Genomic DNA, 12957 nt, shown 5'->3' with positions numbered 1-12957 from the left:
TCCTCCCTCACACTGAATCCCCCTTTCCTGCCGGCTGCCGCTGTAAAAGAGCTTAGTCTGCAGACCAAGCCCTTCTCTTAATATTAATGATACTGGTTTATTTCATTTTTTGCAAGAAAAAGCGGCCAATCCTGCAAAAAATTATGAATCTTACTAATTTTCACAGTTGACCGCTATATCATTTTATTAACTTTTGTAGCACTTTAACCAATTTTTTAATAATTTTCGTCTTTTCAAAAAATACATGCAATGCATTATTTTCTGTTCAAAACGTCATTTCCTGATTCTCAGGATACCCTCAGGTTCTCGTAAAAGCACCTGTCAGTATTTCCCCTGATTAGTCCTCGAAAGGAACGATGATCAGATCTTTTGTATAATCATTCAGAACCTCGCATCCATCTTCTGTGATGATTACAAGGTCTTCAATACGAACACCAATTCCTTCGTCCGGAAGGTAGATTCCCGGCTCTACAGAGAAACACTGTCCCGGTTTGATGATGTCTTCATTTACAGAAGAAACATCGCCGAACTCATGGTCTTCCAGTCCGATTGAATGTCCTGTTCTGTGTGTGAAGTAAGGTCCAAAACCTTTTTCTGTTATGTAGTCACGGCATGCAGCATCAACATCGCACATTCTGTTGCCAGGTTTAGCAGCTGCGATACCTCTCATGTTAGCTTCTACTACGATATCGTAGATCTCTTTTGCCCTGTCAGATACTTCGCCAAGGAATACTGTTCTTGTCATATCTGATGCATATGCATTCTTAAATCCACCGATATCAAGGATTACACAGTCTCCGCGCTTTCCTTTTGAATCATCTGTTACATGGTGAGGGTCAGCTGCACCCTTTGCATAAGCTGTAATCGGGTCGAAAGAAACATCTTCGCATCCAACTTCTTTGTAGATCTCGCGAACCTTTTCGTTCAGCTGTCTCTCTGTCAATCCTTTTCCTACCCACGGAATCAGCTTGTCCATTACGATATCATTCAGTCTTGAAGACTCACGCATTAACTCCTGCTCTTTTTCGTCCTTGATCATTCTAATGTAGTCAACAATCATAGAACCGTTCATGAACTTGCTTCCAGCTCCCAATTCCTGTAATCTGAGCAGGAATCTTGCCGGCCAGATTTTATCGATTCCGATTGGTTTATCTTTTTCTACAAACTGTGACAGAATCTCAACACCATCCTGCACGTCATTGTACCATACAATCTCAACCCCAAGATCTTTTTCCTGTGGGAACAGCTCGTTGATCATCATCTTATGATTGCCGTTCACATTCAGGTACAGTGCCAATAATCTTTCCCCCGGAACAATCATCTTTCCTGTCAGCCAGAAAATAGTAAGCGGATCCGCAATAATCATCTGCGGCATATCCTTTTCCTTCATTGCGTCCAGTATTCTGTTTAACTTACCTGTGTCCATTGTAAACTCCTCCTTTTACTTGCATATTATATGCAACTTTAATAAACATACCGTTATAATTGTATAGCTAATTGTGCGGTATGTCAATGAGGTTTCGGGGGGAATATTATGAAATTTAAGGGAGGATGGGAACGCGATCTGGAAAAACTCGGGGCTACAAAAGAGCGGGATGATATCTTTAGCTGTCATACCGCGTCCATATAAAAGGAAAAGAAAAAAGTGTGTTGTTTTTGAACGGCTCGCAGTCTATAATGAAGGAAAAGAAAATGCACAATGGAGGGATGGGACGGTATGAGTGAGGGAAGCGTAGGAATGTGGCAGGAATGGCTCTGGTGTGTGCTGCAATTTGTTGGCCCGATGTTTCTGCGCTACTATCCATTTCGTAAAAAACTGAGAATCCCCCTGTGGGCGCTGGCGGCCATCGTCGCCTCCGTCTGGGGCGGAATTGCGCTGAGTCTGGTCTTATTCGGCTATTCGCCGGACTACTCTATGAACCTCTATTGCAGCATTGCCATCCTGATTTTTTTTCCTCTTTCCTGCATAATCATCAAAGACCGGTTTGTCAAGCATTTCTTTGTGTACCTGATGTCTTACAACCTGATGACCGTGAGCATTGGCATTTCCCAGTTTCTGATGGAGCGGCTGGGAGGCGGATTGATGACGGCAAATCTTGCCACGCTGCTTTTTTATCCCTTAACCTACCCCCTGATCTTCCATTTTCTGCGCAAAGAGCTGGAGCCCGTGATGGATGTGGACGACACGAAGGTCTGGAAGATCGCCTGGGTGCCGATGCTGCTGTTCTACCTGTTGATTGCCGTGGCCACGCCGGGGATGCTGAATGCCCGGCAGGTAAGCTATGTGCTGACACGCACGCTGTTGGGGATCTGCTGCGCCGCATTCTGCGTCATTCTGGTGATCTGCCTGAGGCATGCCAGAGAGCAGGCGGTCAGGGAGGAGGCCTTGATTCGTGTGCAGAGCCTGGCGGACATGAAGGAGGAGTTCCTTCACAACCTTTCCCACGAGCTCCAGATGCCCATTACGGTGGTGTCGGGCTTTGCACAGCTGACCGGCCGTATGATGGACGATGCCGAGATCGACCGCGCTGCGGTACGGGACAACATGCGACGGGTGGACAGCGAAGCCGGGAGGATGGAGCGGCTGGTGGTGCAGCTGCTGGATGCCGCTGCCATCGAGAGCGGCAGCTTTATTCTGAACCGGCGGGAGATGGATTTGGTGGATCTGATGGAAACCGTGGCCCACGTTCATTTTCCGCTGATGGACAATCATGGAAATCAGGTAACGATTGACGCACCTCCCGCTCTGCCCGCGATATATGGTGACCGGGAGCGGCTGCTGCAAGTGCTGCTGAACCTGGTTTCCAACTCTGTGAAGCACACCGTGAGCGGGATCGTCACTCTGTCGGCACGTTCGGAGGAGGACGGGATCGCAGTGGCGGTGCAGGACACCGGCGAAGGAATTGCGCCCGAGCTCCTTTCCAATCTGTTTCAGCGGTATCCGAGAAACCGGGCGGCCGGCGGAAACGGTTTGGGGCTTTATATTTGCGGACAGATCGTCTGCGCCCATGGCGGTAAAATCTTAGTGGAAAGCAGGGTTGGGGAAGGAACCAAAGTGTGCTTTACGATTCCGGCTCTGGAGGAAGAGGTGGCAGAATGAAGGGGAAAGTAGTGCTGATGGTGGAAGACAACGAGCACGTGCAGGAGCTCAACCGTCTGGTGTTGGAACGGGAGGGCTGTATGGTGCTGACAGCACCAAGTCTTGACGCTGCGCGGCAGATATTGGCGGGGCATCCGGTCATCGATATCGTTGTGCTGGATATTCTGCTGCCGGACGGCAGTGGGCTGGATTTTATCCCGGAATTGAAGAAGTCCACTGCTGCGCCGGTGCTGATGCTGACCAGCAGGCGGGGATATGGGGATATGGTGCAGGGCCTGACCGGAGGGGCGGATGATTACATGACCAAACCCTACCGCGTTGAGGAATTGCTGGCGCGGATGGTCGCTCTGCTGCACAGGCGGGAGACGGCACAGGGAAACATCCGGCTGACCCGCGGCCCGCTGGTCTTGGATACGGTGGCTCAAAGAGCTTTTCTCCATGGAGAGGATATTCTATTGCAACCCCGTGAGTATGCGGTGCTGCTCTATTTGATCCGGCACGAGGGGGAAGGCGTTCCCGCGGAGCAGCTTTTTGAGGCAGTCTGGAAGCTGCCCGCGCTGGGAAACACGAATGCGGCGAAGACTGCGGTGTCCCGTCTGCGCAGGAAGCTCTCGGGGAGCGGCTATACCATCTCATCGGGCCGGGGGACAGGGTACTGCTTCGAGCGGGAGAATAGGAATTGCAATAGGTAACGAATTGGTAACCTTCTGTACTTATCATGGAAACGGTCAGGAAAATATAGTATTATTCGCTTAGATCCATTAAACTGCGTAATATGCGCCGCCGGCAAATCCGGCATACGTATTGACGCTGAGCGCGGTTCGAATAGTGAAAGCGGGAGGAATGAATATGATAAGAGACAGAAAACGTAGCCGATGGCTGGTTCTACCCTTAACTCTGTGCCTGGTGATCAGTGCATTCACGGTCACGGCATTTGCAGAGGAAACGGTGGACACAACACCGCTTGGCAGCGGAGGGAATTCGGTGATAGTCGGAACCTGGGATGAACTAAAAAGTGAAGTGGAAAAGGTGGACGGAGCAGCGGAAATACGTGTGGACAGCGAGCTCACTGCTGATAGTGTAATCACTGTTGGAAGAACAGTAGCCATATGCTCAGAGGGAGGCCCTTTTACCATCACCCGCGGTGACGGCTTCAAAGGAAATTTCTTTGCGGTTAAAACCTCAAAGGTTGACCTGTCGTTATCCAATATCGTGTTGGACGGCAATGGAGGTACGGTAAGCGAATGCAGCCAGCTGGTTCTGGTGAACAATGGAGCCAATCTGACATTGAAGGCGGGAGCCGTACTGCAAAATAACAATGCCAGCCCGGCCGGCGGCGGGGTGTACGTATATGGGGCCTCCATCACGATGGAGGACAGCAGCAGCGTCACCGGGAACACCTCTCTGGCCGGCAGCGGCGGGGTGGCAGTGACCACCGGAAGCCGCTTCACGATGAACGGCGGCAGCATTACCAGGAATACTATGAACGGAAATTCGATGAGCTACGGCGGCGGAGTTGCTGTAAGCAACGTGAGCTCGTTTACGATGTCGGGAGGAACGATCTCGAATAACACCTCCAAGACCAGCGGCGGCGGGGTGTATGTAAACAACAGCGGCTTTACGATGGTGGCAGGCATGATCACGGACAACAAAGCGACGAACACCGACGGCTGGGGCGGCGGAGTGTTTGTGACCCATTCTGCTGTCTTCACTATGGAAGGCGGCAGTATTACCGGCAACGTATCCAGCGCTGGCGGAGGCGGGGTGGCGGTCACTGCCTTAGCGACAAACTTCACGGGTGAATTTGATATGCAGGGCGGCACTGTCGCCGGCAATACACTCAGCGACCCGGCTAAGAGGGGCACTGAGGTTTATGCGGATACGGATATCAATCTCTCTGGGGAGGTCCAGATCGGCGCCGGTAAGAAGGGAGCCTTTCTTGACGGCGGACTTTTCCGGGTAGGCCAGGATGGATTGAAGGGAGACAGCTGGGTCTTTATCGAGGAGATGGATGGCGCGGCTGAGAATAGTTTTGTCGCCACCAAGGCCGGTACAGCCTCCGAAGCAGAGGCGGCTTACTTCACTTATCTGTCCGGCGCCTTTGTCGTGGTACCGAACGTTGAGGGCTATGTGCTGAAAGCGAAAGAAGCCCCTTCCCTTACCGGTCCGGATACCATGTCTCTGGAATATGGCTATGCGGCTTCAGTCTCGGAAGAGTTCACTGTCACCGGAGCTCCGGCACCTGTGGTCAAAAAGACATCCGGCAGTGACTCCATCACCTGGGACGATGGGGCGAAAAAACTGAATATAGCCGCCGGACTGGACGCAGGAACCTATCCGGTCACTCTAGTGGCAAGCAACGGAGTAGAACCGGATGCGTCCCATATCTTTACACTGACGGTCAGCGCTCCTGTACTTCCAGATACCTATAGCCTAAGCTTCGATGCAGACGGCGGCAGTCCGGTTCCCGCAGTGCAGACTCTGGAAAGCGGCGCGGCACCCGCAGCAGTGGCTGACCCGGTAAAAAATGGGTATACCTTCTTGGGCTGGTATGACGATGCGGATAAAAAGGTGGATCTGTCTGCCTTCCGGATGCCGGAAAAAAATGTACTGCTGAAAGCAAAATGGGAGATGGCTGATGTCCCGAAGGCGGATTATAAACTGACTGTAGAAAATGGAACGGGCGGCGGCAGGTACGAGGCCGGCCGAAAGGTAACCATTCAGGCAACCGTGCCGAAGGGAAAGGTATTTGTGAGATGGGAGATCAAATCCGGAACAGGCGCGCTGGAGAAGGCGGACAGCAGACAGACAGTCTTCACCATGAGTGAAAGTGATGCAGTGGTCAGGGCGGTGTTCCGGAATTCCACCACACCGCAGACGGGAGATCATACAAACATAACAGTTTGGCTGGCGCTGCTGTTTACGGCCCTTGCAGGCTGCACTGTACTGCTGGTCTTCCGGAAGCACCGCTGTGGAAAACGTCATTGACGATCCGGCAGTTTTCGGAATGCCCGGTTAGCTTGACCAGACAGAAAAAAGGAGCTGTAAAAAAACTCCCCAAACAGAAAGAACGCTGAGGTCGTAAGACTTCAGCGTTTTTTTGGTATAATTAATTATGCAACTAACTATTCTTACCAATAATAATAACATTTCTTCTCTGCGCGATATCAAAAAATTCTTAAAGCTCCCCCATACGGTTAATTATTTCTTTGTAGAATTTTTCTCTGTTTTCTCCTGCGCACACGGTATCCAGTATGATTCCGTCTTTTAGGAAGATGATTTTTTTGCAGTGGCTTGCCAGCTGGGGGTCGTGGGTTACCATGACGATTGTTTTCTGGAAGTCTCTGTTGATTGTTTCGAGAGCGTTTATGACTATGCTGCCGGATTTGGAATCCAGATTGCCTGTGGGCTCGTCGGCCAGGATGAGATCGGGGTCATTTACGAGGGCTCGGCAGATTGCGGTTCTTTGTTTTTCTCCGCCCGACAGTTCATAAGGGTTCTTTTTCATAAGATGCTCTATTCCGAATTTTGCAGCGTATGCCCTTGCCGCTTTTTTCATTTTTTCGGGCTTTTCTTTCCCGAGTATCATGGGAAGCATGATGTTTTCTTCTACAGACAGGCTGTCCATCAGGTAAAAATCCTGAAAAATGAAGCCGAGTTCTTTTTGTCTGATTTCTGCCAGTTCATCCCCGAAGAGTTCTTCTGTATCTTTTCCTTTAAAGTATACTTTTCCAGACGTCGGCTTATCGATCAGTCCAAGGACCTTTAGCAGCGTAGTTTTTCCACAGCCTGATTTTCCCATGATGCCGACAAAGTCGTGTTCCTCCACCCCGAAATTTAGGTTTTTCAATACTTTTACGTCCTCGTCTGAATTTTTCAGCATCGACTTTCGATAGTTGCGGACCAGATCTTTTACTTCAATAGCGTTCATGCTTTGTTTCCTCCTCCATTTTCCTTACAAGATAATGCGACAGCAGTAAGGCGCCAGTCACGATAACTATAATATATATGGCAAATACAAATGCCCATGTCTTCCAGTATGTATAGTCGCCGTATTTGGCGGGTTCGAAGATCCAGCCGTAGCATCCGAGGTATACAAGCCCCATCCCCCCGCCGAAAAGCAGAGGTATCTTTATACTGCTGTAGATTTCCTTTTTTACCGTCTTCCTTCTGCGTCCCCGTTTCATCCCCATACAATAGAAGAACGCATCCTGCCGCCTGTAGAATTCCATTGTGGAAAATCCTTTCAGCCCAATCAGGAACAGACAGCTGATTATAAGGGCAAGTATGATAATGATACGGCTTGCAAAGTTAAAAGTATTCTGCATTTTCAGACCTTCCAGAAAGTGATCCGTGACCGTCAGGTTATCCACCTCAATCGTGTACACATCATTCTTTATTCCTTCCCTATTTTCATATTCCATTAAGTCTTCCGCTGCACTTTCCCGCACCGCTTCCGGAATATGCATCAGCACAAGGAGGTTCTGCTCATCCCTGGCCTGCCTTATCTGTTTCCACTCTTTTTCAAAATAATCATCCGAAAATACAAGTACATTGGAATGCCAGCCATCCATACTATATTTTCCAACTGCCGGCTGCACAACCAGTTCTTTTATATTCGTCTTACGATACTCTTCTTTATTGTACTGGTCCCCGCTCATGGCATAAGTCCCGAACTCTTCATGATACCTTCCGATATGGATAATGTCTGTCATCGAAAGGATACCTTTCTTTGATTCCCTGTCCAGATATTTTATATATTGATCCGCATATAAGATCTCATCACCTTTCAGTGATATCTCATGGCCAGTAATCGCTTCATACGTGCTCTCAGAGATTCCGATCTGCTGCACCGTATTTCTACCAGTAACCATAAACATCGGATACTGTTCGGCTTTGACATTGTATTTTTCTTCAAAATCTTTGATGTACCCCCCGTCTTTTTCCGCCGCACACCAGACGGCATCATATGGGTACCCCTGTGCGTCCGGTGTCAGCGGGAGAGACTCAGCAATCTGCCCCGCGAGATAGCCGATCGCCATAAAATGAATGAGCGCTAGACCATACATGATCAGATAATTTGAGCTGTACTGGTGGTACAGCTGGCTTAAATGCAGCAGATTCCGAAAATAAAAGCGCTGACGCTTTTTCAGAAATTCCAGAAACAGTCCTACCCCGAAATACAAGAGGAAGAAGATTGAAATGGCCCAAATGATAATCGCACGATAGGGCCCCACACCATTGTCTTTCTTGTAGACATATATTCCTGCAATACAAAGAATAATGCCGACAGCTGTAAGAATGAGCCATTTCCCTTTCGGGCGGATTTCCTCTTTCTGCTTATCCTCGGCAAGATCCGATACATTTTTTTCCCCAATCATAACCATAATAGAAAAAAGTGCTGCCGCCATAATCACAAGACTTAAAAGCACTGTATTCCGATATATTGCAAATGGTACATTCATATGTATATGGTAGGTACTGTCTATTTTCCCCAGTACCTTCTGGCATCCATACAGAAGGCCGTTCCCGAAAACCAGCCCAACTACAAGTGACATAAAGACCCCCGCCCCGGATTCCGTCAGAAGCATCAGAAAAACCATTTTTCTTTTCATTCCGAGAGTCAGGAACATCCCATAATCCCGCACCCTCACCTTCATATAATATTTCATGGAAAAAACCATGATAAAAATACTAATTACAATGATGATGGCCGCCGCAATTTTAAATTCACTGTCCACGACATACCGGATTACGCTGTCGAAAATCCCTCTGGAAAGCGAATCCTTCAAAGACAGGAATGTAAAAAGCATGGCAATTGCCATCAGCTCACCGGCGAAAAACAGCACGTAGTTTTTCAAATTGTACTTAAAATTCTTGATAATAATTTTAAAAAGCATTTCTCTCCTCCCCGTTCAGAAACAACACCCAAAAACATTCTGCCTATAAATACAAAAGCACTTCCGCGGCAAACCGCCCTCTTCCGCTGTCCAGTTTTAATGTACCGTTATTTTTATCCACCATCCTCTGTACACTGTACAGGCCAATGCCGTGCTTCTCCCTGTCCTTCTTGGTGCTTAAAAATCTTCCATTCTTCTTTACAACCGGTTCCTTGCAGCTGTTCTCAATCCTGATATACAGAATGCTTTCATCCGCCCGCAGAAAAATATTCATCCATTTTTCCTGAGTTTTCACCGCCCCCTGAACTGCATTCTCCAGAAGATTCCCAAGAATTGCAGTGAGGTCAAAGGCTTTTACCGAAATCTCCCTGGGCACTTCTACTTTCCATATAATCTCAATTCCGTTTTCCTTTGCCTGCTTAATCACGTAATTCAGAATACTGTCTATTTCTTTTTTTCCAGTGAAAACATACTCCTTCGTCTGCTCCAGATATCCTTCAATCTCCTCAATATAGCGGAGTACAGGCATATCCTGACTGTCTCTTGCAAGACCTCCCAGCACAATCAGGTGATGGCGGATATCATGCCGGAACACCCTCATCTGGCTCTGTGCATCCGCCATAATCTGAAGCTGGTTATCATATGCCTCTATCTGTTTTTCCAGACTCTTCTCCCTGCGGCTTTTTCTGCTCCATCGTATGTATATAACCAGTACTGCCGAACAAGAAATTAGAAAAAACACCAGAAACACTGCCAAAATGATTACAAATCTGCCGCTCATCTGCTACAGCTTCCTCCATAACTGCATCATCCGGTCCCGCACCTCTTTCCTGTGAGGCCGGCTGATGCTCAGTTCATCTCCATTGGTCATAACAATAGATTCATAGTTATACTGCCTGATATACCTTATATTTACCACGAAGGATTTGTGTATCATTAAAAACCCTCTGCTTAACTGCTTCAAAACCTGGTCCAGCTTCCCATAAAACATCGGATACTTCTCCTCCCCCACTGACTGCAGCTTCACCTGACGCCCCTCACTGGAAAAATACAAAATCTCCTCATAAGGAACCCGGTAAAAATTCTGTCCTGACTGGTATTCAAAAACCTCACGCCCGATACTTGAGAGTTCAAGAAAAACCTTCATCACCTTTTCTACACTCTCATATCCGGCCGGCTTCACCAGAAAGTCCAGCGGACGCATCTGAAAAAGTTCAAGGGCATAGTATGTCTTAGAAGAAATATACACAATCTGCGTCTTCTGGTCCTGACAAACACTCCTGATATGCCGGCCAATCTCAACCCCATTCAGGTCAGGCAGCTCTATATCCAGAAATATCATGTCAAACATTACCTCCCCCAGCCTGCCCACAAAATCCATCCCCAGATAAAAGCGCTCCACAGCTATGTCCACATCCGCCGATTCCCCGAACCGCACCAGATACGTTTCAATCTCTTCACATGTAATCACTTCATCATCGCATACAGCTATACGATACATGTCCATCCCCCATCCCTGACAAATAAATGTTATATTTTGATTATACCATACAAGCAGGGCACCCTCAGATTACACTTTTTACAAAAACATAGCCCATTTATTACAAGTAGAAATAGTAGTGGACGAGCTTTAGCCTCGGAAACGAATGGGGACGCTTGCTTTGGGCGGGGATCTTTCCTGCCGTCCTGATGAACCAGCTAATGTGAAGGGGAGTCCGGCGGCCTGCGGGGCAGGGGAGCTGGTTCAAGTCCGTTAAGTAAGCTGTAGAAGATGTTGGAGAAAACGGAAGAGGAAGGGAGGGCAGAATTTGTTTCCGAAACAAATTCTGTTGCCGCCTGAGGTGCAAAAACATCAGTTTTTGGGCCGAATGCGGCATGTCCCTCCCTTCCTCTTCCGTTTTCTCCTACAGCTTCTAAGCGAAACGCCCGGACTTGAACCAGCCCCCCTGCCCCGCAGGCCGCCGGACTCCCCTTCGCATTAGCGTCCCCCCCCTTTCTTTTTCAGTGGATTTTTTCTTTTTTTGTGTTATGCTTATTGTATTAAGTTTGAGGTGAATACTATTGAAGAAATTATTTTTTAGAAATCTGGGAGTCACTCTGCTGTGCCTGATTATAGCTACCGCTCTTTCTTTTTTATTTTTCCATTTCGGGCGCGGGAACTCTGCTAATATTGCCCTGATCTACATACTCGCCCTGATTCTTACTGCCTTGAATACGCAGGGGTATCTCTTCGGTATTTTTGCATCGCTGTTCTGTGTTGCGGCGGTTAATGTGTTTTTTACTTATCCGTTTTTTAAAATGGATTTTTCGCTGGACGGATATCCGGTTACTTTTGTGGGTATGCTTGCAATCAGCCTGATTACGAGTACTACTACGACACGCATGAAGAAGCAGAAGGCGATTCTGGAAGAACGGGATAAGAAGCTGGCGGAGGCGGATAAGGAACGGATCCGGGCGAATCTGCTCAGAGCTATTTCCCATGATCTGCGCACGCCCCTTACAAGTATCATTGGATCATCTGCATCTTTTATGGAGGATTATGAAGAGCTGACAGAGGAAGACCGGCTCGAGCTGGTGTCCAATATTAACGAGGATGCGCACTGGCTTTTGAATATGGTTGAGAACCTGCTGACTGTCACGAGGATACAGAATGATTCCGGCAAGGTCAGGAAGTCGCTGGAAGTCGTTGAAGAAGTAGTCGGGGAGGCTATCAACCGTGTCAGGAAGCGCCATCCGGATCTGGTGGTTAACGTCGACATGCCGGAAGACTTTTTAATGATACCAATGGATGCCACTTTGATCGAACAGGTCATGATCAATCTGCTTGAGAATGCTTTTCTTCATTCGGGGAGCAATGCCCCTGTTAATCTGGTTATTGAGAATCAGGAGGACCAGGTTGCTTTCCATATACGGGATTACGGGATCGGGCTGGATGAAGCCCAGATTCCTTATATTTTTGAAGGGAAATACCATAGCGATAACACAGACAGCTACCGGGGAATCGGGATAGGCCTTTCTATCTGCAAAACGATTATAACCGCGCATGACGGCACCATCTGCGCCTCCAATCATGAAAAAGGGGCCGAATTTACATTTATTTTACCAAAGGAAAAGGAGACAGAAGATGACGCATAAATTTACCGTGTTGATAATAGAAGATGAAAAAAATATTCTGGCTTTCGTTGGCAAAGTTTTGAAGAAGCATGAATACAGAGTTCTCTGTGCTGACAACGGCTCGGAAGGCCTGAACCTGATCCATTCCCAATGCCCGGATGTCATTCTGCTTGATCTCGGGCTCCCGGATATGGACGGCATTTCGATCATCCGCGAAGTACGTACATGGACAAGTACCCCTATCATTGTTATATCCGCACGCTCCGCAGAAAAGGAGAAGGTCTCTGCACTTGACCTGGGCGCTGATGATTATATTACCAAACCATTCGGCACATCAGAACTGCTCGCCAGAATCCGTGCCTCGCTGCGCCACAGCAACCGCCTGATCACAGACAGTACGCTTTATATACGCCCCTACCAGAGCGGGGGATTGTGTCTGGACTTTTCCAAACGGCTTCTGACAATAGACGGCAGAGAGATTCACCTCACACCGATTGAATACAAGATTGTCGCATTTCTCGCCCAGAATTCGGGAAAGGTCATGACTTATGCCTCCATTCTTTCAAATGTCTGGGGTCCTTATGCTGATGATGACAACAAAATCCTGAGGGTGAATATGGCTAATATACGCAGAAAACTGGAATCCGATCCCGCACAGCCCCAGTATATTTTCACAGAGGTCGGAGTCGGTTATCGCATGAAGGAAGATGAATTTGATACAGCCGATCCTGCACAAGACTGATGTTAAGAAGGCGCTAAGGTTCCTGCAAAAACCTTTCCTGTCTGATGTTTATGTTCTAAAATGAGTTCATAGCAATTAAGGGAACCAATAAAGGAGCGTAC

At 48.0% G+C, this 12957-nt stretch carries 10 protein-coding genes; 5 read left to right on the top strand and 5 right to left on the bottom strand.

Annotated elements, in window-relative coordinates; all coding sequences use genetic code 11:
* Positions 1–337 precede the first annotated feature (337 nt).
* The gene (locus tag ABIN22_RS15150) at positions 338–1426 is read right to left on the bottom strand and encodes a M24 family metallopeptidase (RefSeq protein ID WP_109732671.1); all 1089 of its coding nucleotides are present in this window, start codon (positions 1424–1426) and stop codon (positions 338–340) included.
* A gap of 291 nt (positions 1427–1717) precedes the next feature.
* Here ABIN22_RS15150 and ABIN22_RS15145 point away from each other — a divergent pair, with 291 nt between their 5' ends.
* The 3 genes from ABIN22_RS15145 to ABIN22_RS15135 all read left to right on the top strand — a co-directional run bounded on the left by ABIN22_RS15145 (position 1718) and on the right by ABIN22_RS15135 (position 6088).
* Positions 1718–3100, top strand: coding sequence for a sensor histidine kinase (locus ABIN22_RS15145; RefSeq protein ID WP_346909717.1), 1383 nt, complete (start codon positions 1718–1720; stop codon positions 3098–3100).
* Complete coding sequence (locus tag ABIN22_RS15140) at positions 3097–3792, top strand: response regulator transcription factor (RefSeq protein ID WP_118620398.1); 696 nt, start codon at positions 3097–3099, stop codon at positions 3790–3792. The genes ABIN22_RS15145 and ABIN22_RS15140 overlap by 4 nt, the downstream gene beginning before the upstream one ends.
* Before the next feature lie 157 nt (positions 3793–3949).
* Positions 3950–6088: an InlB B-repeat-containing protein gene (locus ABIN22_RS15135; RefSeq protein ID WP_346909715.1), complete on the top strand. Its 2139-nt coding sequence runs from the start codon at positions 3950–3952 to the stop codon at positions 6086–6088.
* Between the two features lie 190 nt (positions 6089–6278).
* Here the strand turns inward: ABIN22_RS15135 and ABIN22_RS15130 are convergent, their stop codons facing one another.
* The 4 genes from ABIN22_RS15130 to ABIN22_RS15115 are packed head-to-tail and all read right to left on the bottom strand — an operon-like array spanning position 6279 to position 10501.
* Positions 6279–7031, bottom strand: coding sequence for an ABC transporter ATP-binding protein (locus ABIN22_RS15130; RefSeq protein ID WP_109732675.1), 753 nt, complete (start codon positions 7029–7031; stop codon positions 6279–6281).
* Complete coding sequence (locus ABIN22_RS15125) at positions 7018–9000, bottom strand: FtsX-like permease family protein (RefSeq protein WP_346909713.1); 1983 nt, start codon at positions 8998–9000, stop codon at positions 7018–7020. The genes ABIN22_RS15130 and ABIN22_RS15125 overlap by 14 nt, the downstream gene beginning before the upstream one ends.
* A gap of 43 nt (positions 9001–9043) precedes the next feature.
* Positions 9044–9781 (bottom strand): ATP-binding protein, encoded by a 738-nt coding sequence (locus ABIN22_RS15120; RefSeq protein ID WP_346909711.1) that lies wholly within the window; start codon positions 9779–9781, stop codon positions 9044–9046.
* Positions 9782–9784: 3 nt separating this feature from the next.
* Complete coding sequence (locus ABIN22_RS15115) at positions 9785–10501, bottom strand: LytR/AlgR family response regulator transcription factor (protein ID WP_346909709.1); 717 nt, start codon at positions 10499–10501, stop codon at positions 9785–9787.
* A gap of 560 nt (positions 10502–11061) precedes the next feature.
* Here ABIN22_RS15115 and ABIN22_RS15110 point away from each other — a divergent pair.
* Positions 11062–12135, top strand: coding sequence for a sensor histidine kinase (locus ABIN22_RS15110; RefSeq protein WP_118620403.1), 1074 nt, complete (start codon positions 11062–11064; stop codon positions 12133–12135).
* The gene (locus ABIN22_RS15105) at positions 12125–12856 is read left to right on the top strand and encodes a response regulator (protein WP_346909707.1); all 732 of its coding nucleotides are present in this window, start codon (positions 12125–12127) and stop codon (positions 12854–12856) included. The genes ABIN22_RS15110 and ABIN22_RS15105 overlap by 11 nt, the downstream gene beginning before the upstream one ends.
* The last annotated feature ends 101 nt before the right edge of the window (positions 12857–12957 follow it).

Origin of the sequence: Faecalicatena orotica (assembly GCF_905197545.1) — a bacterium.
Classification (GTDB): domain Bacteria; phylum Bacillota; class Clostridia; order Lachnospirales; family Lachnospiraceae; genus Faecalicatena_A; species Faecalicatena_A orotica.
The sequence above is the reverse complement of the archived record's forward strand: the minus strand, read 5'-3'. Positions and strand labels throughout refer to the sequence as shown.

Excerpts from the sequence above, each read along its gene's own strand:
- ABIN22_RS15150 (WP_109732671.1), bottom strand. The coding sequence starts at position 1,426 with ATGGACACAGGTAAGTTAAACAGAATACTGGACGCAATGAAGGAAAAG.
- ABIN22_RS15145 (WP_346909717.1), top strand. The coding sequence starts at position 1,718 with ATGAGTGAGGGAAGCGTAGGAATGTGGCAGGAATGGCTCTGGTGTGTG.
- ABIN22_RS15140 (WP_118620398.1), top strand. The coding sequence starts at position 3,097 with ATGAAGGGGAAAGTAGTGCTGATGGTGGAAGACAACGAGCACGTGCAG.
- ABIN22_RS15135 (WP_346909715.1), top strand. The coding sequence starts at position 3,950 with ATGATAAGAGACAGAAAACGTAGCCGATGGCTGGTTCTACCCTTAACT.
- ABIN22_RS15130 (WP_109732675.1), bottom strand. The coding sequence starts at position 7,031 with ATGAACGCTATTGAAGTAAAAGATCTGGTCCGCAACTATCGAAAGTCG.
- ABIN22_RS15125 (WP_346909713.1), bottom strand. The coding sequence starts at position 9,000 with ATGCTTTTTAAAATTATTATCAAGAATTTTAAGTACAATTTGAAAAAC.
- ABIN22_RS15120 (WP_346909711.1), bottom strand. The coding sequence starts at position 9,781 with ATGAGCGGCAGATTTGTAATCATTTTGGCAGTGTTTCTGGTGTTTTTT.
- ABIN22_RS15115 (WP_346909709.1), bottom strand. The coding sequence starts at position 10,501 with ATGTATCGTATAGCTGTATGCGATGATGAAGTGATTACATGTGAAGAG.
- ABIN22_RS15105 (WP_346909707.1), top strand. The coding sequence starts at position 12,125 with ATGACGCATAAATTTACCGTGTTGATAATAGAAGATGAAAAAAATATT.